Here is a 21241-nt window from a genome sequence, read left to right as displayed (position 1 = left end):
GAGTAGGCTGCCTACGATGCGCTACGCCCATTTACATGGATAATTCACTCTTTCTGCTTATCACTAATAAAAAATCCTTACTAGATTTCCAAACATGAAGTCATTTTTTCTATTGAAACATCTTTAGATCGATCATTTAATGTACTTGCACATAAAGAAAGAGCGAGTTACTACGCAGTAACTCACCCTTTCCATTATTAATTCCCTTCATATGCTCTAACCTCCCGTGCATAGAGGTTCATTTATAAAGGAACTTATTTTATTTGATTAAAACTTGCAGGAGAATTTCCCACTTTACTCGTCTATGCCATCACGTATCATCAATTCTTCAGGGAGATTCACCCATATAACAGCACCTTGAGGGTGATGATATCGAATCGGTTCTTTAAAGATACAAGGGTTATCAAGAACCCAAGCATGTATGTTTTTATATGGTTTTGTTTGATCCTTCACCATGGGGACTAGATGAAATGCTTCGCTTTTCTTGTATTCCTCAAAGCTTAACTTCTTACAACCAATTAAGTCAGCTGTCCCAAAAACCTTACCCGTCCCACTTTTAATCAGCGCTATTTTTCCTCTTATATTCGTGTTTGACCCTCTAATTTCCCATGTTTTATTCCCCTGTAATATGTGATCAATCCAAGGGGACTTTATTAGTAATCCTTTCAACGGAATCCCTCCAATGAATAATGAATTTATACTCTATCAAAATACTAACTACTTTTACCTTAGAATAGTCCTCCCTATAAATCGTAGTCTAGCTATTGGTTTTTAGGTACTCACTTTTCGATTGACTTATAGAACCGTTACGATAATATTCTTACAATACTAAACTAGTTATTTAGAATCAATTTATTGAAGATAATTGACGAAAGTTTTGAATTTTTGTAATATTTTAATAATCGTTTGTCGAATTGGGTCTTTTTACTGTATTCTCACTATACATTATATTCTAGTTCCCACCTACAAACGTATAGATAAAAAATGAGGTGTGATAATGAAAAAGAGAAAAAAATTAGTTACAACCGTCATTGCCAGTTCACTTGCATTAGGCACGTTTACCACTCCTGCTTCACTTTCTGTATTTGCTAAGACTCCTAATCTAGGAGAAATGAAAGAGGAGAAGGTACACTGGAGTCAGAAAGTTCAGGCACCTGAATTTATTTCAGGAAATTTAACAGAACCTTCCGACCAAGAACCAGAAACAATTTTATTTAACTACATCGATCAAAAGGAGAAGCTATTTGCAATTAAAGGTTCAGCAAAAAACTCGTTTGTCATTAAAGAGAAAAAACAGGATGAACTAGAATTTACCTTTATTCGTTTACAACAAATGTATAAAGGAACGCCAGTATTTGGCGCCACTCTGACAGCACATATTGACAAAGATGGTGTCCTCACAGCCCTTTCTGGTACGATTCTACCTGAACTAGATAAAAAGCAGGCGTTAAGGATGCAACAAAAAGTCACGAAAAATCAAGCTGTGGACATTGCTGAGAAAGCTTTGAAAGAAACGCTATCTACTGCGCCAGCTTTTGAAAGCAAGCCAAAGGCAGAGCTTGTTGTTTTCAATGATGGAGAAGTTACAAAATATGCCTATGTAGTCAGCTTTCTTTACCATTCTCCTGAACTAGGAAATGTGGATTATTTTGTTGATGCGATTTCTGGAGAAATCATGACGAAAACGAATAATATTCATGCAATAAATGATACAGTCGGTACTGGAACAGGTGTGTTAGGGGATGAAAAGTCACTAAATACATCCTTTAACGGCTCCACTTATTTATTAATCGACAACACCCGTGGTGACGGAATTTTCACTTATGACGCAAACAATTCCTTCAGCGCACCAGGCACACTTTGGGAAGATAATGATAATCAATTCACTGCTAAGTATGATAGAGCTGCCGTTGATGCCCATTATTACGCAGGCGTTACATACGATTTCTTTAAAGACTCCTTTGATAGAAATAGCTTTGATGACAAAGGTGCTGCCATTAAATCGACTGTTCATTATGGTAATGACCTCAATAATGCATACTGGAATGGCACTCAAATGCTTTATGGAGATGGAGATGGGACAATTTTCGCTGAACTATCAGGTGCACTTGATGTGGTTGGACATGAATTAACCCACGCTGTGACTGAGCATACTGCTGATCTCGTTTCTGGAGGGGAATCAGGAACTATTAATGAGTCCATGTCAGATATATTTGGAACGTTAATTGAATTCTACGAAGGAAATGACCCCGACTGGGTACTTGGAGAGGATGTTTTCACTCCTAATATACCGAATGATTCACTACGTTCCTTGTTAGACCCAACCCAAAATGGCAGCCCTGATCATTATTCAAATCGAAGTACTGATGCAAGCTCTCCTTATGTAAATATTGGGATACTGAATAAAGCGGCCTATTTATTGAGTGAAGGTGGGACTCATTACGGAATCACAGTTGCTGGAATTGGAACAGAAAAGCTAGGAAAAATATACTACCGAACATTAACACAATATTTAACAAGCACTGCTACTTTTAGTCAACTTCGTTCTTCACTTATTCAATCAGCTACTGATTTATATGGTGAAGGCAGTGCGGAAGTTGCTGCTGCAACAGCAGCCTTTGATGCGGTTGGAATAGAATAAGTAACTAATTAAAGGAAATTATTACAATCAACTAGGTGACTTACTGTTTTAAGAGTTAGTGAAGACAGGGTTATAGACTAATTTAATTTATAATAAAGGAGTCATTTTGATAAAGGATTACTCAAAATGGCTCCCTTCCTTATATAAAAAAATCGATTTTAATCTACCAATGTTATATCAATTAAATCTATACAGTAAATAAAATCAAAAAACAAATTGCGAAATTTTTTTCCCCTTCCCTTTCATTTCATTACACATTTTATGACATTAGAGATTGATATATTTCACCGATAATTCCTTCCATTTGATGAACACCCAGCTCTGCATTCGTCATAATGACGGCACCTTGCTCTATCCGTGGAAGTGCTACCATCATACATTGAAAGCCTACACCCCAACCGAGTGATGTGATTTCTAATTCTTTTTTAGTTCCTTCGAGAAACACACCTAACCCAGTCCAACCTTTTCCTTTTTGCGGTGTGATCATTTCATTTGCTAACTTTTCTGAAATACCAAGTTTACTTTTTCCTTTTAGAGCATTCATTAGCTCGATGACTAAAGCTGCTAAATCCAACGAGGTGGTCCATAACCCTGATGCTGCTGGGTAAGGATATATTGGATATTTCCCCTTAACTAATGCCCCGCTTTTGTTATGCCCACAAGAAAATTTATTTTTATCTACCTCTAGCATCGTTTTAGGAAAATGGCTATTTGCCATTCCTAATGGCTCAAATATCAATTCCTGTGCCACTTGATAAAATGGCTTTTTCATCCCTTCTTCTATTAATTGCTGAACAACACAAAAGCCTGCATCTGAATAATGAAATTCATTTTCTGGTTCGAACTGTAATTCAATAGGAGCATTACAATAAGGCGTTTCTCCCTTTAATAAATCAACCATTGAGATCCCTACACTTGAATTAAGTTCAGCAAAACTTCCAACAGGGTCCATCAGGCCAGATTGATGGCTAAGTAAATGTCTTAATGTTATTTTTTTATTTTTAGTGAAATTATTTTCAGCTACCGACCAGGCTTTGAGTCTTCCATTTACATCTGTGTCTAAATCCAAAACCCCTTGTTCTATTAGCTTTATAGATAGCATTCCAGTTAAAAATTTGCTAATGGAACACGCATTAAAGATCGAATGTTCCGTTACTTTTCTATCACTTCCTACCTCTAGTAAACCGTAATTTTCTGTTCCGTCAATTTGTCCGTTTTTTATCAAGGCCATACTTAAACCAGGCACATTATAATGTTCCATTCGTTCTTTAATAGCTATATTTTTCACTATCATGATTTCCTCCCGAGTCACTTGGTTCATTTATTATAACACGAATGTACGTTCTCTTTGTGAACAACTCAATATAACTTAATACCTTTCCCAAAATAAACTCAACCAAGTTCGCTTTAACTTACGTGAACGATCTCATGCTGAAAGACAATAGCTAAAACGCAATACTACTTTTATTGACATGACCACTAAATCTCTGTATTTACAATAAAAAGGACAGACCAAAAAGATATTGTTTGGTCTGTCCTCTTGCTATCTAACTAGCTTCTACCATTATTTAAGCTATCTTTTATTCGTCCATCACTTTACTAATATGATCAGGAACCATCATCACTTCAGTAGCGATTGCTGGCATCTCCTCATCTTGAACAATACACTCTTCCCAATATTGAAAATGCTCTTTTATTATTTCATTTTTCTTATTTGTTTCTTCATCTGACAGTTGTACTTCCTTTTCTTTCCCTTTTACTGCATACCAATAAAGGTATTCTCCATCTTCACCTTTTTCACGAAACATCGTTTCAACTACTAGGTTTTCATTCTTTAAAATAATCAATACCTTATCCATATTTTGATTTAGCATATCCATCCACTGATCAACCTGCTTTGATTTTCCTTCTTTAATGCGATATTTACTTAATCGAGCATTCATTTTTTATCGTACCTCCATATTATGTATATCTATTTAAATATAGCATAATTTCTCTCACTAGACAGCGATTTTACAAACTAGACAACATCTCTACCTCGATGAGGTTTTAGCTTTTATTTTCTCTAGTAAGGGAAACTAGTAAGATCCATCTTTCTCTCCATGTATTGAAAATTCCATTGAATAATCATCAGAATAGAAGTGTTCGGCCAAAGTAAAGAAACGACTCGCTTTCCATTTCCTAGACCTCCCTCTTTTGGAAAAAAATCCTAACGTCACATATTCGTACGACTTGAATAGACCATCATTTTATTCTCTAAACAATGGCTGCTTCTTCATCTTTCAAGAGTATCACTTCGTATGGAGTTTCTATTGTTCAAAGCTTTATGATTCTTCGTTAGACAAAGTGATTCGTATTTCGTTCAAAATTTCAAAAATAGAGACAATCATCTAAGCAAATAAAAGGTCTTGGCCATATTGTATAAGGAGGAATGAAGTTTTGTGGGTTAATGAACTGTTCTTGTCATTACACATGATACGTCTGTGGAGGTGATTGAAATGCCAATTTTCGGACACGGAGTTCGATATTTCGGAAGGTACGGATTAGGTAGACGTGGATTCAGAGGATATGGGTTTTATCCTAGATTTGGTCGGCGTGGATTTGGGAGACGTGGATTTAGACGCTATTATTAATACACAGTAGTGAACGCTACAAATAAGAACCCGAAAAATGGACTTAAACAAGCTGAGTCTCCATTTTTCGGATTCTTTTTTATTGACCTCTAATTTGCGTGAACGATGTTTAATTTATTTCACTTTCATAACAGCCTCTCTTTTTCACAAACAATAGTAAAAGTGCCTATCCTTTGATAGACACTTCTAAAAAATTAATATACAAACGCTGCTCCAACAATGATTAATAAAATGAACAGAACCACGATTAAAACGAATACACCTTGATTACCGTATCCACCTTCATAACCATAGCCTCTACCACAGCCGCAACCACACATAAAGATTCACCCCCATACCTTATAGTAGGAGATATTCTCCCTATACTATAAGGTATGAGACAACTTCTGCTTGTGTATAGGCCATCTATCATAGAGTGTTCTCAAAATTAAATTTAACTTTGGCCTGATCACTATATAAACCGTTTCAAGAGTGTTTTCATAAAATAAAAGGAATGCCAAAAACCTCAACTTGAGCAACTAACCTAGTTGAGGTTTTTGATAACCTTCTCCCTTTACGGATTACCAGAAGAATAATGAAGCTAAAGCAACTGTGGCGATTACACCAAAGGCGATTCCAACCCCGAATCCTAATCCGAATCCACCATAAGGGTAACCGTAGTAGCCATAGCCGTAGTCGTAACCAATGCCATCATATGCATATCCACGGCCTCTCGGTCGAACAGGTGAGAGATATACATGTGACCTTGATACCCGGTTAATACGACCATAATGCATTCTGCCATTTCGTTCTCTAATTCTTACCACTTGTCCTCTATAACGATTGCATAATTGATAGTGACCCAAGTTATTCCCTCCTTCTACATTCAATTTGTGGAGTCGTTTGTAGTATATTCATAACAGCTTGTAGTGCTTGTTCCATCGCCTATATTTCAACTAATTACTCGAATATCAACTTCCCTTTGATGTTTGCATATAATAAATAGCTATCGTTACAACAGAACGGAGGGAATAACTTGAGCAAATTTAGCTACCTTGATATGTTGGCACAGCTCGGTATTGGAGGGGCCCATCCAGGAGGATTCAGTGCTTCGAAAGATATTCTTAGCAGTGAACTCCTCGAACCGGAAACAAGAATTTTGGATGCTGGTTGTGGAACAGGACTTACATCCTATTTTCTGGCAGAGGCATTCCAATGTGATACAGTCGGAATTGATTCAAACGAAACGATGATTGAAAAAGCAAAAACACGGATCAAACAAGGACATAAACTTCAATTCATCCAAGCTTCTGTAGAAGATCTTCCTTTTGAAGACAACGACTTTGATATCATTGTTACGGAGTCCGTGCTTTCCTTTGTTGATACTTTAAAAGCGATAAAAGAATTTCATCGTATTTTAAAAAAAGATGGTGTCCTACTAATCAATGAAATTGTAAAAAATGATAAATTATCCAATGAAGAGGAACAGCATTTAAAGACTTTTTATGGGATTAAAAAATTACGTAACCTTAAAGAATGGGAGTCTCTATTATTGACCTCTAACTTTCATCAAATAGAGATGACTCCTATCATTATATTTAATGAGGGGGATGTGGAGGAAGGTGTTGAATTCCAGCTTTCTGAAACACTTCATCCCGATGCATTTACTAAGTTGGATGAACATGAACAACTTCAGAAGAAGATTCGCCCTTATTTTAATGAAATGATGATTCGGTGTGAAAAACGAAGTAATTAAAAACATTATGAATGATCAAATAACTTGCGTTTCGTATCGACGCAATGTTAAAGAGTCGAAGTGATATTCATTGTTCAAATACTTTACTCTAAAGAGGAAAAAACTAAACTTTTCCTCTTTTTATTGCAATGAAGCAAAACATCGTACATTTATCCTCCAAACGGAAAAAGTTTCGCAAGTACTTGGTGTAGATTGTAATAAATAGTTGAGTTTTAAAGGATTTGATTGAGTTCTGCAAGTAAACAGATTGAGATCGCAAGTAGAGGGTGTAATTCCACATGAAAATGTACTTCAACTTCTGCAAGTAAAGTCTTCATTTCACTATGTATTTTTTCTTATTTCAGTAGCAAACTATTCTTACTTTGAAATAGGAGGATTAAGAATGAATCGATGGGTACTTCTTGGAATAATCATTTTTTTATCACTCTCACCCTACTCTGTTTATGCTGAAAATTGGATGCCTGATCATTATGGTAGTAATGGTGGATTGGCTGATGACAATTTAACAATCGAAAAGGTTCTTCATTACGCTATTCAAGATGAATACTTAGCCCAAGCAAGATATGATGCTATACATAAGAAATTCGGACAAGTCATTCCATTTGTTCAAATAAAAAAAGTAGAACAGCAACATATTCATGCTCTCCTTCATCTATCTGACCTATACAATATTTCACCACCAGAAAATAATGCTGCTGATTTTACGCCCCCTCCGACAACATTACGACAAGCATTTCAGGCAAGCGTTCAAGCAGAAATTGATAACATCAATATGTACGAGAAATTTATTTCGGATGAAGGGTTACCTCAGGAATTAAGAAATACCATGAATGATATAGCTAAAGCCTCCAGAATACACATTTCAACGTTAAAACGTGGTGCCGATAATTATTACCCTTAAAATAGTATGGTAAAGAAGCTTATATCTTATTTATCAAATGATTCTAACATAATTTTCATCAATAGATTCCTTTGTGTAGAAAACTTCAATCAATGAAACAATTTGATATAAAGCAATCGGTGAAATAAACAAAAGGCCTGACAATTAACCTTATAATCACTTCCATGACAACCGTTTAACTATTATTCCACTACGACATTTTATCACGGTGCTTTCCTTTACATATTTCATGCACCAAAGAATAATCATTCTTCTTCAACTTTATATCATATACAGATTTTTTATGTAAAAATAACAGCATTGTTATAGCAATCACACGAAACGAAAAAACACCAAAGGGTACCCTTTGGTGTTTTACATTTATTAACATTTTCACTAGATCTAGATAATATGTCCTACATTTGTGCTAAAAAACTCATTTTTACAAACGTCCTCGAATAAACAAGCTGTTCTGTCCTTAAAGGATTGAGAAGGCTTTAGTAAAATAAGTGTTTTTTATTTCATACATAGGACAACAATATAATAATTAATTTGAAATTATATTAATAAATATTGCTTAGTAAGCTAAACTGTCCGCATTATTTGGTTCTGAAACAATGAAAGCCCTACCTCTCTTTCATCCTTACGGCTCCTAGGCCGTGCCAGCGTGATTCAGCTATTAATTGAATAATTATTAAAATGGAATTAAATGAAGTATATTAATATGGTGGAAGCAAAATTCGTGGTTTCATCGGCAAAGTGACTGTGAGAGAATCACTACCGGAAGTCATAAGTGTGAGATTCTTATGGAAAAAACTAATGTTTATATGTTCTGCCCCCTAAATATTTAAATTTGTACTATAAAGTCATCGAACGCAATCGATGGCAAATATGTTCCTTCACTTCATTATGGACATTTTAGCCAGAATTCATTATATATTAATATCCTGTATTTGTCAAACTCCTTCATATAATAATTCTATTTTCTCTGTATTTCCCGATTTCTTCTAGTCTCATACGTTATCAATTTCAGGATTGCTGTGTTCCCATATAATCCATCCTTTTCCCTTCTTTCAGTATACTGACCTTTTCTTGAATAACATTTTTGTATCTAGGTAACATTCGAATGTTTAAAACTTCAGTAAATTTCTTTTTGATTATGTTAAAACCACGCTATTTAATAAAAATATCTTCTCTTTATTTTTGACTAATAAAAATTGAAATAGGTTATTCACTACTAATTAAAATTAGTCCAAACTTATTATTCTGATAATTTAAAAAAATAAAAACTTATCAAAAATATGGTAAAATACAGAAATAAAAAAGGAGGACAATGATGAGAAAACTCAAAACATTCGGCATTCCTATTGTTCTTTGTAGCTGCCTTTTCTTAGTCTTATACTTTCAGCAATTGAATGAAATTAAGCAGCTTCCTAATGATGAATGGAGCCGTTCTTTACCATTGGATGTTTCGTTAAGTGAAAGCAAACAAGTGTTTCATAACGACAATAAGATGTATTTGACTTCATCTACTGATGTCCAAGTAGTCGAGTTAAACCAGCAGATGACCACCCAAGGTGACACCCTTCCATTAAAAGTGGATAAAGGAAAGGGCTTTTGGACAAACGAAGAAAAATTTGTATATCTCAACAAAAAGAGGGTCATTTTGTCAGACCTTTCTTCCGAAACGGTCATAGCTGAGAATGTATCAAACGTAAAGGGAGCTGATGAGCAGGTTGTCTATTGGACTGATAACACCCTTTATCGTTTAAATCCAGATACTGGTGAAACGACTTTACTTTCTACCTTTGAAAATAATGTGGAAGACGTGTATTTTCTAAATAGTGGAGAAATACTCGTCTTAATCCCTAATGATTGGAATACTAAAGCAAATCTATATTTATTAAATGATCAAGATGATTTACCTATTCTGTTATCCAGCATTAACACCGGCCAACAATCTATTATTGACGGCATTAGTGGAACCATTCAAGAAAATGGACATATATTCCTATTAATGGAAAAAAACGGACGATCACAAGGAAATATCACTTATTATTCCTATAAAATGGAAGGCACTATCGAGGACTTTATCAACAATACTGTTCCGTTGGAAAAAATCAATTTTTATGATAAAGACTCTCAGCACCAGTTTGAAAATTCTCATTCCTTATCGAACTTTCGCATGAAGGATAAAACTACTTTTACTTTCCTAGCAGAAGGACTTGGGGTTACCAAAAAAAATGACACCAGTTTATACCTAGGGGAATTGAAAGGGAATAAAGTCGAAAGTCGGTTAATATCAACAACAGATCACGTTGCGAACGATCCATTTTATGCAAATGATTTATCTTCAATTTATTGGTTAATCTATAACGGTGAGTCGCACAAATTATATTTTTCGTCAACTGATGAAGCCGTCATTAAGGATAGTTTAACTTTATCGAAAGAGGATTATTCAAATGCTTTTTATAATAGTTTCTTAATGTTATTTAGTGGGTTTATTGTATTATTAACATCATTTTATGTGTACTTGCCATCTTTAACATTTTTGATCTACTTAAATATTTTTAAACCAAACGTTTTGGAATCAGAAGGTATTCATTTAGTCGAATACGTATCAATTGGAATGTTTCTAGTTATGCCTATCTTCTATTTAGCAACTGCAATGGATAGCTTTTTCTATTCCATAGCCCCTTCCTATTTAACCTTTGATGGGAGCCTTTGGGTTATTTCATTCGTTCTCTCTCTTATAACGACATTGGTCTGGAAATGGGGTCGTGACCCTGATTGGACTGCCATGTTAGGTAGTTTTTACTTTATGATTGTGTACATGCTATTATTTATGATTAGTGTAGGTCCTTATTTCTTTGATTTGTTTTAGAAAATGATGGAGGGGTGCAAAATACATCCCTCCTTTTCTCACTAGAGCCACGTAAATTTCCGTTTTATTTGCTTTGTCTCTTTTTTTTGTATCTTCTTTTTTCACGATAGCCGACACAATGGCAACCCCATCAATTTGCAATTCCTTTATATTCCCTTCCTTCGGTTTACTGACCTTTTCTGAATAACATTTATGTATCTATATAAAAGAAATAGTATCTTCTACTCTATACTATTGACTCATACAAATTGAAATAGATTATTTCTAAACTTTTTATTCTGATTATTTTAAAAAATGAAAAAATATTAAAAATATGGTAAAATACAGAAATAAAAAAAGGGGGACCATGATGAGAAAACTCAAAACATTTGGCATTCCTATTGTTCTTTGTAGTTGCCTTTTCTTAGTCTTATACTTTCAACAATTGAATGAAATTAATCAGCTCCCTAATGATGAATGGAGCCGTTCTTTACCATTGGATGTTTCATTAAGTGAAAGCAAACAAGTGTTTCATAACGACAATAAGATGTATTTGACTTCATCTTCTGGTGTCCAAGTAGTCGAGTTAAACCAACAGATGACCACCCAAAGTGACACCCTTCCATTAAAAGTAGATAAAGGAAAGGGCTTTTGGACAAACGGAGAAAAATTTGTATATCTCAACAAAAAGAGAGTCATTTTGTCAGACCTTTCTTCCGAAACGGTCATAGCCGAGAATATAACCGACGTAAAGGGAGCTGATGAGCAGGTTGTCTATTGGGCTGATAACGCCCTTTATCGTTTATATCCGGATACTGGTGAAACGACTTTACTTTCTACCTTTGAAAATAACTTGGAAAATGTGTATTTTCTAAATAGCGGAGAAATAGTCGTCTCGACCCCTAATGAATGGAAAACTAAAGCAAATCTATATTTATTAAATTCTCAAGATGATTTACCTATACTGTTATCCAGTGTTGATACAGGATACCAATTTTCAATTAATGGCATTAGTGGAAATATTGAAGCAAACGGAAAAATATTACTATTAATAGAAAAAAACGGACGAAAACAAGGGAATATCACATATCAATCCTTTATAATGGAAGGCACTATCGAGGACTTTATCAACAATACTGTTCCATTGGAGAAAATCAAGTTTTATGATAAAGACTCTCAGCACCAGTTTTATTCTTTTCATTCCTTATCAAACTTTCTCATGAAGGATAAAACTACTTTTACTTTCTTAGCAGAAGGAATTGGGGTTTTCAAAAAAAATGACTTCAGCTTATACTTGGGGGAATTAAAAGGGAATAAAGTCGAAAGTCGGTTAATATCAACAACAGATCACGTTGCGAATGATCCATTTTATGCAAATAATTTCTCTTCGATTTATTGGTTAATCTATAAAGGGGAGTCGCACAAATTATATTTTTCGTCAAATGATGAAGCCGTCATTAAGGATAGTTTAACTTTATCGAAAGAGGATTATTTCAATGCTTTTTATAATAGCTTCTTAATGTTATTTAGTGGGTTTATTGTATTATTAACATCATTTTATGTGTACTTACCATCTTTAGCATTTTTGATCTACTTAAATATTTTTAAACCAAACATTATGGAATCAGAAGGTGTTCACTTAGTCGAATACGTATCAATTGGAATGTTTCTAGTTATGCCTATCTTCTATTTAGCAACTGCAATGGATAGCTTTTTCTATTCCATAGCCCCTTCCTATTTAACTTTTGATGGAAGCCTTTGGGTTATTTCATTCGTCCTCTCTCTTTTAACGACATTGGTCTGGAAATGGGGTCGTGACCCTGAATGGACTGCCATGCTAGGTAGCTTTTACTTTATGTTTGTGTACATGCTATTACTTATATTTAGTGTAGGTCCTTATTTCTTTGATTTGTTTTAGAAAATGAAGGAGGAATGCATCGAGCATCCCTCCTTTTCTCACTAGAGCCACGTAAGTTTCCGTTTTAATTGCTCTGTCGCTTTTTTTGTATCTTCTTTTTTCATAATAGCCGACACAATGGCAACCCCGTCAATCCCCAATTCCTTTATTAAGTCAACATTTTCTTCTGTAATCCCACCAATTCCGACAACCGGTATAGAAACTGATTTTTTAATGGCCACTACCTCATCAAAACTAATGGGAGTAGCGTCTGGCTTTGACGAAGTTTTAAATACTGAGCCTACTCCAATATAATCTGCTCCATCCCTCTCTGCTTGAAGTGCTTCCTGAACGGAATGTACAGAGACCCCGAGAATCATTTTGGCAGGAAGAATTTTCTTTACTTCTCTCGCAGGAAGATCATCTTGTCCTAGGTGTATCCCGTCTGCCTCTACGAGCAAGGCGATATCAAGTCTGTCATTAATAATAAGGGGAATAGATGTTTCAGATAAGATTGCTTTCAACCTTTTCGCTTTATTAATGAACTCCTTACTTGTGGACTCTTTTTCTCTGAGCTGAATGATCGATGCCCCCCCTTTCATGGCACCAATTATTTTCTCTTCTAGTAAGGTTAATGGAAGAGATTCATCTGTTACCAAATATAAGCCATAATCGATATTATTCTCCATGTATTAATTCCCTCTTCTATAATTTTATTATTCTCCAAACAAGTTATATGAATTACCTTGTGTAAAACGGATGAAAGTGATGTGTAGGACCATTTCCTTTTCCAATAGAAAAGCTTTGTTTAATTGCTTCTGTGACATAATCTTTACCCTTTGCAATGGCCGTTTCTAATCTTTCTCCATTTGCGCAATAGGATGCAATAGCTGACGATAATGTACACCCTGTACCGTGAGTATTCTTCGTCTGAATTCTTTCTGCTTGAAACCACCTGAATGCTTTTCCATCATAGAAAAGATCATCAGCGTCACCATGTAAATGTCCACCTTTTAGAAGAACCGTTCCTGGACCCATTTCATGTATTCTCTGACAGGCCTCCTCCATCTCTACTTTGTTTCGAATTTTCTGATTCACTAACACTTCTGCTTCTGCAATATTGGGAGTTACGACTGTCGCGAGAGGAAGTAATTTCTTTTTCAACATATGTACAGCAGCCGGATCTAGTAAGGAGTGACCGCTAGTTGAAACCATAACGGGATCTACAACCACCGACTTTATCTTCCGCTTAGAAATCTCTGTTGTCACCGCTTCAATAATTTCAGCAGTCGATAGCATACCAATTTTCACTGCATCTACATGAATGTCATCAAAAATGGCATTGATTTGATCTTTAATTACATTTAATGAAATGTTTTCAACTGAGCGAACCTCTTGCGTATTTTGAGCAGTAACAGCTGTAATAACTGACATCCCAAACACCCCTAGTGCTGAAAACGTTTTTAAATCTGCTTGAATGCCTGCTCCTCCTCCAGAATCTGAGCCTGCGATTGTTAGAGCTGTTTTCACATTATATTCCTCCAATGATGATTGAAATGATGATGAATGAACCTGAAGATTATTGTTCTATTGAGGACACAGTAATGTTTTTCTTAATCACTTGGTCAATTCTTAAATAACGTGATTACAGCTGTTACCTTCTGTAAGAACAATAAAAACCTCCGATGTGTTAACACTGGAGGTTTATCGTGAACTAAATGAAAGAACGAATAGTAGCCAAAAGCTACCTGTCAATCATGCAATTTTTTATTATGCACTCTTCGCTATCATATTGGACACTTCCCTACGCTGGTACAAACCAGATCAGGTTAAGAAGGGTCAAAGACATTAAGGTCTTACTCTCAGCCGGCCACTTCCGGCACCCCCAGTGTTCATTCAATATTAAATTCATTCATACTTTACCATACCTCATATCATAAGTGAAGAAAAAAGTTGTGGAATGGTTCAAGTCTAGCTAAGCACATAAGTCGGATAGCATTACTTTTAAGACACGGATTACAAAGCTTTTGCTTTCTTAGACCTTTTATTCGTTGTTTTCTTTTTCGGCTTGGATTGGTCAATTGACGCTTGCAATGCAGCCATTAAATCGGTAACATTATCGGCATTTGCCCGACTTTCTGCTGGTAAAACCGTTTGTTTTTCTTTCGACTTTTCCTCAATTAAGCCTTCAAGCTTTTGCCTATACTCATCGTGATACTTTTCAGGTGAGAAGTCAGTAGTGAGTTGATCAATAAGTAAAATAGCGGTATCAAGTTCCTTTTTCGTTACATTTTTTTCTGAAGGAATGTTTGGAACTTCCTCTACCTTGCGGACTTCATCAGGATAATGAATCGTTTCAACAAGTAGGATGTTTTCATATACCCGAATCACACTGAGTTGTTCTTTTGATCGAATCATCATTTTGGCAATTCCTACTTTTTTTGTTTTTACTAACGCCTCTTTTAGTAGACCATAAGCTTTTTTTCCTCCTTCACTCGGAGACAAAAAGTAACTTCGGTCAAAATAAATAGGGTCGATTTCCTTTAATTCGATAAAATCAACAATCTCAACACTTTTTTCTTCTTTACTTTCTTTAAGCGCCTGTATTTCATCGTCGCTAATTTCGACAAATTTCCCCTTCGCGACTTCAAACCCTTTAATAATGTCCTCCTTATTTAATTCCACTTCACATGCTGGACATACTTTTTCATATTTTATCGGTGTATGGCAAGCTTTATGAAGACTTCTTAACTTTATATCGCCATCCTCAGTAGCTGCATGAAGTTTAATCGGAATATTCACCAACCCAAAACTAATACTTCCTTTCCAAATTGTATGCATATAAAACCATCCTTACTTTTTTCTTAGTTTGGTTAAAATAATGCCCTTTTCATTCTATATAAACAATGGTAAAAGTGGCATACTAAAAAAAAGAAGGTGATTGCAACGAAACCAATGTTACCTACTCTTGTTGAACATCCACCAACAAAAGGGCAATGGCATTATGAGGTGAAGTATGATGGCTTTAGGGGAATCATGATTTGGTTAAGTGATCAAAAATGTTTGTTAAGTCGGAATGGAAAAGACTTATTGGCACTTTTCCCAGAAATTAAATCCTTTTTCGAAAAATACCTAACCGAGGAATCGGTTATTTTAGATGGAGAAATCGTCGCCTTAGAGAATGATTACAAAAGTTCTTTTTCGTATGTACAACAACGAGGGCGCATGACATCAAGAAACAACATTCTCCAAGCTGCACATAGACGTCCATGTGAATATGTCGTGTTTGATCTGCTTCGTCTTAATGAGATGAACGTAACATCGACTACTTATAATGAAAGAAAAGAACAGCTTAAACAATGGTTTTATTCTTTTAGATTCCCACCTCACTCTACCTTAAGATTAGCTAAATCTTCCGATTCTTTTCAATCTATTTGGAAAAACGTACAACGATATGAAGGGGAAGGAATCGTTGCTAAAAAGAAAGGGAGTTCATGGATAGAAGGGAAGCGGTCAATCGATTGGCAAAAGTTAAAGAATCGAAAAACGGCTATTTGTTTTATTACAGGTTGGAATCGAAAAAATGGTTTTTATGAAGTCAGTGTGTGGGAACAAAATAAAATTAGAAAAATTGGATCCTTTTCAGCAGGTCTGTCTTCTTCTAATAAGCATATTTTAAATGAAATTATTAGAACAAATGGGAAAGAAATTTCTAATGATTATTTTTCACTTCCTCCTTCGATTTGTATAGAGGTATTCTATTTGCAATGGTATAAAAAAGAGTTACGGGAACCAAGGTTTTCTCGATTTTTGCTTCAAGAAAACCATCATAATTGTACTCTACTTCAATTTTATATAGATGAAGCAAGCTTCCCCAACACGACAAAAATCACACATAAAGAAAAGGTTCTTTGGAAAGAGCCATTACTATATAAAGGGGAATATTTGCGCTATTTACGTAAAATTAATCAACATATGATACCGTTTTTGAAAAATCGTGCACTAACCGTTGTTCGATACCCCGAAGGAATCGATGGAGAAGCTTTTTTTCAAAAAAATTGCCCTTCCTATGCTCCTTCATTTATTAAAACGATTGATATTCATTCTACTTCCTTTATTATTTGCAACGACCTTCGTACGCTTTTATGGTTAGGCAATCAATTAGCAATTGAATTTCACATTCCATTTTCGACGATGAACAGCCACATTGTATCCGAAATCGTATTTGATTTAGATCCTCCCTCTCAAGCTGATTTTCCATTAGCGATAAAAGCCGCTACTATCATCAAACGTGTGCTTGACTCGCTCCATTTACACGCTTATGTAAAAACGTCAGGAAACAAAGGCTTACAAATATTTATACCACTAGCTCCTAAGTTCACCTGGAAGGAAACAAACCAATTTAATGCTTTTGTAGCTCAGTATTTAATTGAACAAGATCCTCGTTCCTTTACAACGGAAAGATTCAAAGCAAAACGGGGCAGGCGATTGTATGTGGATTATGTTCAACACGGAGAGGGAAAAACAATCATTGCCCCTTATTCTATGCGTGGAAATAAAGAGGCACTCGTTTCCACACCTATTTTTTGGGAAGAGTTAAAAGAGCAACTCACGCCAAAGACCTTCACCTATGATTCCGTGCTCTCTAGACTCGAATCACTCGGATGTCCTTTTAGTGACTATGAGCAAAAGCGGAATGACCAGTCATTTTACAAAGTTATTCAATTTTTAAAGAAACAAAATAATACTAAATTATGACGCTATGTTAAATGTTGTTTTTTATAGATTCCTTATTTCAGGAATCTTTTTTCTTTTTTTGAGAAGTGAGTTTACTCAAGGTTTCCTGAGATTGTTTTAAAAGCTACTTCATCTTCATTATTAAATAGTTTAATCTTGTCGTATTCTTTATCTAAACTTACTTCGTAAAACAGTTGGTTTTCAATTTCTGAAGAATAATCAGTGGTTGTATCCGTTTCATAAGAAAGATGAAGGTTGTTACCATATGCTTCTACGTTAAAATTGTTAAAACTATAAGCTGAATCTCCCTGGTCAATATTATAACCGTTTAAATAAACTAGAAGGGAATTACTCTGTTCATCATTGTATAAATGTACACCGTTCTCTTTACTAACGCTGTTAAAAAAGCTTTGTACCTCTTTAGCCAATTCATCTTCCGTTTTCTCAGAAAACGATAGTGTGTCGTTGGGTTGGCAACCGTACAATAAACCAACACTCAAAAGCAATAAAAACAATGGCTTCTTCATAATACTCCCCTTTTCAATTATTTATATCGAAAATTTTGTAATTTCAGTTTATGATATGGTTCGACAATTGGGATTACATTTCCTTTCATTAACCGTAACTTCGTTAACTTAGTGCCTCCTGAACCTGAGGTGAATCTCATCGAACTGGAAAATGCTACGACATTCGACAATGTGAACAAAACCATCACGTTAAACGTGACTATTACACAATTGAATAGAGATCCAGTCATCCTTCTTACGGGATACGATGTGCTGAGTAATAAAACGCTTGAAGGTACGTACAGCAAAGTAACTGGCTTTGATGCACCAAAACACCTCACTTAATTTATATATTCCCTTGTTTTGCTTAACTGCCCTATAGTTTAATACCAATTTTTTCTAAACTATTAAATCTTACAACAACTTTTTCAAACATTATAAAAGCGCGAATATAGATCATCGCGCCATTTTCTTAAAGGATCGAATTTTTTTGCCACCTGTTCTAATGTTTCACCTATTTTTAAAGTACCCCAGCTAACCGCCCACAATCGTTATCATTTCAAAGTTGTCATAATAGTTTATTTTATTGATGTACGAATATGACGTACGCAGCAACCAGCAAAAATAGACAACTTCCATTTTTTTCTCTTTCATCCATAATATATTCCATTAAGTCAAACCCCTTCAACAACACTATTTTTCTGAATAGGCAACCGTCTTCTAATCTCCTGGATTAACAAACTTTTTTCTTCACCTGGAATGGCGTCAACTGAGAGTTTTCGGGCTGCGACAGGAAGTAGCCATGGTTCCGCATCATGGTAAGTCAGCCCTGTAAGTCTTGTATATTCATCCATAAAGATATGAATAATTATCTCCCTTTTTGAATCAAAAAATTGACGTGTATGATTGGGCAAATGATCTGGTAAGATTGCATATCTTATCATTAATATAAATTCAGCAATATCTACTTCAGGATTTCCTATCGCGGCATCCATCCAATCGATCATAACTGGACTACCATCGTTTCTAATTAAAACATTCCCAGGGTTCGGATCGCCATGACAAAGTAACTGCTTTGTAGGCAAGCTATTCAATATAAAAATGACGGACTCTTTCTCAGCAAGAGTTAGTCGATCACTACTTTTTATTAAAAGGGTCAAATACTCTTTTTGTGGTGACGGAATTAAAGGAGAGCCGATATCGATTTGAACATGTATTTCACTTAATATGCGGGCAATTATCCGAATGTCCTCAGGATTTATGCCAGTCTCGCTATAGGCTTGTTCCGTTAACTGGGACATGTATCGTTCCAATAGAGAAGTCCCGTGAACACGTTCAAAAACAATTCCAGCTCGATCATTCACAGATAATAGCTCAAACGGTTGGGGTACAGAAAGTCCCATTTCAAAAGCAAAAACACTATTATCGTACTCCCGTTTCATGGCTTCTTCATTCGTATTTTCCTTCGCAAGTTTTATAAGCTTATGACTACCTTTCCATTCAAACGTTTTAGCACAGCCCCCTTCACCTATCATTCTTCCAAGTTCAACCTTCATGACTATCCACTCCTCTTCTTGGCCAGCTCCCAGCTCTTCATATTGTCAACCTTTCAATTTCATGTTTTATCCTCTTGGCTTAACTTAACTTCGATAGCTTTTAGAAAAGGGTTCCATCGACCTTCAGACAGAATAAGGTGAAGGAAATATTTATTAGACCAATCTTGAGTTTTTTCATATGTTCCCCTCCTTTATAGTAAGTTTAATTCATCGGGAAAAGGCAACATCAAGGGGGTATTTACGTTTTTTTTACTGTGAAATGAAAAAAAGGTCGGGTTAACCCAACCTTTTTCCATAATAAAGATATGTATGTATTTTCTCCCCTTCTTGTAATGGTAACTCATACTTTCCAGGGGACTGATCTACTGGAATAGAGTTCATATCGTCGACAAGGTCATAACCTAAAGCCCTTATTTTTTCTTTAATGTTGTTAAGTTGAAGGTTTTGTCTGTAGGCGGGGTTGATAACATTTTTTATGTGATAGTTTTCGTACGTTAAATATGCTCCAATTAAATTATTCTCTTTTTTTAAATAATGCTGTACTTTCTCTAATAAAAAGCTTTCATGTTGAAAGCTATGCTCTGAACTACCTGTATCCATTAAAAAATCAACGGCTTGATTTTTTAATGGAATATGTAGAAAGTCAGAACAAATAAATAAAATATTTTTCTGTTCTTCATAGGTTTCTAAGATGTTCTTTAAAACGTAATGTCGCTTGTAATTATGATCCACCGCAATGTAGAGGCAATCTTTAGGCAGAGAGTTGTATAGACGCCTTAACGAGAAACCAATTCCTGTACCAAGATGGAGCAATGTTTTATGACTTAATTGCTCAAAATCAACTCTTCTATAGACCCAGTCAACAGCTTGATAGATATAATCTAAATATTTTTCATCTGTTTCCTTAATGTAATCTGATATAAAATAGTTGAATTCCTTTAACATATGGTTTGGACTTTTAACGTGGTGAGCATGTTGAATGGTTTGTGGAGTAAAAAGAATTCCGTCTTTAATAAAGTGTTGATGCTCGCAGCTACATTGAAGAACACCATGTAAAATTTGATTGTTAACGATATCTCCATTTTTGATGCTTAAAGTAACGCCGCATTTTTTGCATTCTAAAAGTGAGAGCACTGATAGGCTAAGACCTATTTTTTTGTATTTAGGTTTATTCGATGCAGTTAAATGGGTAAGTTCATTCTGTAAATTTTCTCTCACTTCTTCGTATTGGGCTATTTTATGCTCAATCGTATGTAGCTTTTCTAAAAAAATCTCTTTGTAAAATTCATTATTTTCAAGTGCGGATAATTTACCTAGCCTTTTATATTGAAAGATTGTTTTTATTTCACTTAATGTAAAACCGAGATTCTTTAGAAAAATAATATCTTTCACATCGTTATGGCATTGCTCATCAAATTGATATTGTCCCGATGCTTTCTCAGGTGTTAGTAAGCCAAGGTCTATGTAGTGTCTAGTTGTATTTATGCTTATTTTATTTTGTTTCGAAAATTGTCCTATTTTCATAGTCAGTCACCTTCAACTTGTTTTTGAAATCACATTATGTCTATTATATAACGTACAATTTTAAATTTCCCTTCACATATATACATGATTAAAAAAATCTATATTCTTTATTTATGGATAATCTACCATGGTTATAGGTCCTACACTATGAAACTACCACTACTATTTGTTGTATTTAAATACATTGAATTTCGCATTATCTCGAATTCAAATCTTCAAGATAATGGCCCTAAAATAAAAAGTACCACTAATCTAAATTAGATTAGCGT

18 protein-coding genes and 1 riboswitch are annotated in these 21241 nt (G+C 35.0%); of the genes, 7 read left to right on the top strand and 11 right to left on the bottom strand.

The genetic code is table 11. From position 1 onward, the window contains the following. Positions 1–294 precede the first annotated feature (294 nt). Positions 295–669: an ASCH domain-containing protein gene (locus WAK64_RS16815; protein ID WP_336588158.1), complete on the bottom strand. Its 375-nt coding sequence runs from the start codon at positions 667–669 to the stop codon at positions 295–297. A gap of 328 nt (positions 670–997) precedes the next feature. Between WAK64_RS16815 and WAK64_RS16810 the strand changes: the two genes are divergently transcribed. Beyond that, a complete protein-coding gene (locus WAK64_RS16810) occupies positions 998–2641 on the top strand; it encodes a M4 family metallopeptidase (protein WP_336588157.1) in 1644 nt (547 codons plus the stop codon). Positions 2642–2900: 259 nt separating this feature from the next. Here the strand turns inward: WAK64_RS16810 and WAK64_RS16805 are convergent, their stop codons facing one another. Continuing rightward, a complete protein-coding gene (locus tag WAK64_RS16805; protein WP_336588156.1) occupies positions 2901–3935 on the bottom strand; it encodes a serine hydrolase domain-containing protein in 1035 nt (344 codons plus the stop codon). Between the two features lie 286 nt (positions 3936–4221). Next, the gene (locus WAK64_RS16800) at positions 4222–4584 is read right to left on the bottom strand and encodes a DUF6176 family protein (protein WP_336588155.1); all 363 of its coding nucleotides are present in this window, start codon (positions 4582–4584) and stop codon (positions 4222–4224) included. Between the two features lie 555 nt (positions 4585–5139). On the opposite strand from WAK64_RS16800, the gene WAK64_RS16795 reads away from it, so the two are divergent. Continuing rightward, positions 5140–5274 (top strand): hypothetical protein, encoded by a 135-nt coding sequence (locus tag WAK64_RS16795; protein WP_336588154.1) that lies wholly within the window; start codon positions 5140–5142, stop codon positions 5272–5274. Between the two features lie 194 nt (positions 5275–5468). Here WAK64_RS16795 and WAK64_RS16790 read toward each other — a convergent pair whose 3' ends face one another. Together WAK64_RS16790 and WAK64_RS16785 are read right to left on the bottom strand one after the other, a co-directional pair. Further along, the gene (locus WAK64_RS16790; RefSeq protein WP_336588153.1) at positions 5469–5594 is read right to left on the bottom strand and encodes a YjcZ family sporulation protein; all 126 of its coding nucleotides are present in this window, start codon (positions 5592–5594) and stop codon (positions 5469–5471) included. A 240-nt stretch (positions 5595–5834) separates the two neighbouring features. Continuing rightward, the gene (locus tag WAK64_RS16785) at positions 5835–6119 is read right to left on the bottom strand and encodes a hypothetical protein (protein ID WP_336588152.1); all 285 of its coding nucleotides are present in this window, start codon (positions 6117–6119) and stop codon (positions 5835–5837) included. 170 nt (positions 6120–6289) lie between these two features. Here WAK64_RS16785 and WAK64_RS16780 point away from each other — a divergent pair, with 170 nt between their 5' ends. The 4 genes from WAK64_RS16780 to WAK64_RS16765 all read left to right on the top strand — a co-directional run bounded on the left by WAK64_RS16780 (position 6290) and on the right by WAK64_RS16765 (position 12670). Continuing rightward, the gene (locus WAK64_RS16780; RefSeq protein ID WP_336588151.1) at positions 6290–7009 is read left to right on the top strand and encodes a class I SAM-dependent methyltransferase; all 720 of its coding nucleotides are present in this window, start codon (positions 6290–6292) and stop codon (positions 7007–7009) included. Positions 7010–7391: 382 nt separating this feature from the next. Next, on the top strand, positions 7392–7910 hold the full coding sequence (locus WAK64_RS16775) for a hypothetical protein (RefSeq protein ID WP_336588150.1): 519 nt from the start codon (positions 7392–7394) through the stop codon (positions 7908–7910). 1312 nt (positions 7911–9222) lie between these two features. Beyond that, positions 9223–10773, top strand: coding sequence for a hypothetical protein (locus WAK64_RS16770; RefSeq protein WP_336588149.1), 1551 nt, complete (start codon positions 9223–9225; stop codon positions 10771–10773). Between the two features lie 346 nt (positions 10774–11119). Next, a complete protein-coding gene (locus WAK64_RS16765) occupies positions 11120–12670 on the top strand; it encodes a hypothetical protein (RefSeq protein WP_336588148.1) in 1551 nt (516 codons plus the stop codon). A gap of 41 nt (positions 12671–12711) precedes the next feature. Here the strand turns inward: WAK64_RS16765 and thiE are convergent, their stop codons facing one another. The 3 genes from thiE to ku all read right to left on the bottom strand — a co-directional run bounded on the left by thiE (position 12712) and on the right by ku (position 15490). After that, positions 12712–13338, bottom strand: a complete 627-nt coding sequence (thiE, locus tag WAK64_RS16760) for a thiamine phosphate synthase (RefSeq protein ID WP_336588147.1) — start codon at positions 13336–13338, stop codon at positions 12712–12714. Between the two features lie 52 nt (positions 13339–13390). Continuing rightward, a complete protein-coding gene (gene thiD / locus WAK64_RS16755) occupies positions 13391–14179 on the bottom strand; it encodes a bifunctional hydroxymethylpyrimidine kinase/phosphomethylpyrimidine kinase (RefSeq protein ID WP_336588146.1) in 789 nt (262 codons plus the stop codon). A 254-nt stretch (positions 14180–14433) separates the two neighbouring features. Continuing rightward, positions 14434–14546: riboswitch (TPP riboswitch) on the bottom strand. Positions 14547–14665: 119 nt separating this feature from the next. Next, positions 14666–15490 carry a non-homologous end joining protein Ku gene (gene ku, locus WAK64_RS16750; protein ID WP_336588145.1) on the bottom strand — a complete coding sequence of 275 codons (825 nt, stop codon included), beginning with the start codon at positions 15488–15490 and terminating at the stop codon, positions 14666–14668. 96 nt (positions 15491–15586) lie between these two features. Here ku and ligD point away from each other — a divergent pair, with 96 nt between their 5' ends. Further along, positions 15587–17407 carry a DNA ligase D gene (ligD, locus tag WAK64_RS16745; RefSeq protein WP_336588144.1) on the top strand — a complete coding sequence of 607 codons (1821 nt, stop codon included), beginning with the start codon at positions 15587–15589 and terminating at the stop codon, positions 17405–17407. 71 nt (positions 17408–17478) lie between these two features. Here ligD and WAK64_RS16740 read toward each other — a convergent pair whose 3' ends face one another. The 3 genes from WAK64_RS16740 to WAK64_RS16730 form a co-directional block, all read right to left on the bottom strand. Continuing rightward, positions 17479–17913 (bottom strand): hypothetical protein, encoded by a 435-nt coding sequence (locus tag WAK64_RS16740; RefSeq protein WP_336588143.1) that lies wholly within the window; start codon positions 17911–17913, stop codon positions 17479–17481. A 653-nt stretch (positions 17914–18566) separates the two neighbouring features. After that, positions 18567–19448: a phosphotransferase gene (locus WAK64_RS16735; protein ID WP_336588142.1), complete on the bottom strand. Its 882-nt coding sequence runs from the start codon at positions 19446–19448 to the stop codon at positions 18567–18569. Positions 19449–19724: 276 nt separating this feature from the next. Beyond that, positions 19725–20972, bottom strand: a complete 1248-nt coding sequence (locus WAK64_RS16730; protein WP_336588141.1) for a MerR family transcriptional regulator — start codon at positions 20970–20972, stop codon at positions 19725–19727. Positions 20973–21241 lie beyond the last annotated feature (269 nt).

Origin of the sequence: Bacillus spongiae, assembly GCF_037120725.1 — a bacterium.
Taxonomy (GTDB): Bacteria; Bacillota; Bacilli; order Bacillales; family Bacillaceae_K; genus Bacillus_CI; species Bacillus_CI spongiae.
This window is presented reverse-complemented; position numbering and strand designations above follow the sequence as displayed.

Bases quoted from the DNA above. Each gene is read 5' to 3' on its own strand.
- WAK64_RS16810 (WP_336588157.1), top strand. From the start codon at position 998: ATGAAAAAGAGAAAAAAATTAGTTACAACCGTCATTGCCAGTTCACTT.
- WAK64_RS16765 (WP_336588148.1), top strand. From the start codon at position 11,120: ATGATGAGAAAACTCAAAACATTTGGCATTCCTATTGTTCTTTGTAGT.
- WAK64_RS16795 (WP_336588154.1), top strand. From the start codon at position 5,140: ATGCCAATTTTCGGACACGGAGTTCGATATTTCGGAAGGTACGGATTA.
- WAK64_RS16730 (WP_336588141.1), bottom strand. From the start codon at position 20,972: ATGAAAATAGGACAATTTTCGAAACAAAATAAAATAAGCATAAATACA.
- WAK64_RS16735 (WP_336588142.1), bottom strand. From the start codon at position 19,448: ATGAAGGTTGAACTTGGAAGAATGATAGGTGAAGGGGGCTGTGCTAAA.
- WAK64_RS16770 (WP_336588149.1), top strand. From the start codon at position 9,223: ATGATGAGAAAACTCAAAACATTCGGCATTCCTATTGTTCTTTGTAGC.
- WAK64_RS16775 (WP_336588150.1), top strand. From the start codon at position 7,392: ATGAATCGATGGGTACTTCTTGGAATAATCATTTTTTTATCACTCTCA.
- ku (WP_336588145.1), bottom strand. From the start codon at position 15,490: ATGCATACAATTTGGAAAGGAAGTATTAGTTTTGGGTTGGTGAATATT.
- thiE (WP_336588147.1), bottom strand. From the start codon at position 13,338: ATGGAGAATAATATCGATTATGGCTTATATTTGGTAACAGATGAATCT.
- WAK64_RS16800 (WP_336588155.1), bottom strand. From the start codon at position 4,584: ATGAATGCTCGATTAAGTAAATATCGCATTAAAGAAGGAAAATCAAAG.
- WAK64_RS16740 (WP_336588143.1), bottom strand. From the start codon at position 17,913: ATGAAGAAGCCATTGTTTTTATTGCTTTTGAGTGTTGGTTTATTGTAC.
- WAK64_RS16790 (WP_336588153.1), bottom strand. From the start codon at position 5,594: ATGTGTGGTTGCGGCTGTGGTAGAGGCTATGGTTATGAAGGTGGATAC.
- WAK64_RS16805 (WP_336588156.1), bottom strand. From the start codon at position 3,935: ATGATAGTGAAAAATATAGCTATTAAAGAACGAATGGAACATTATAAT.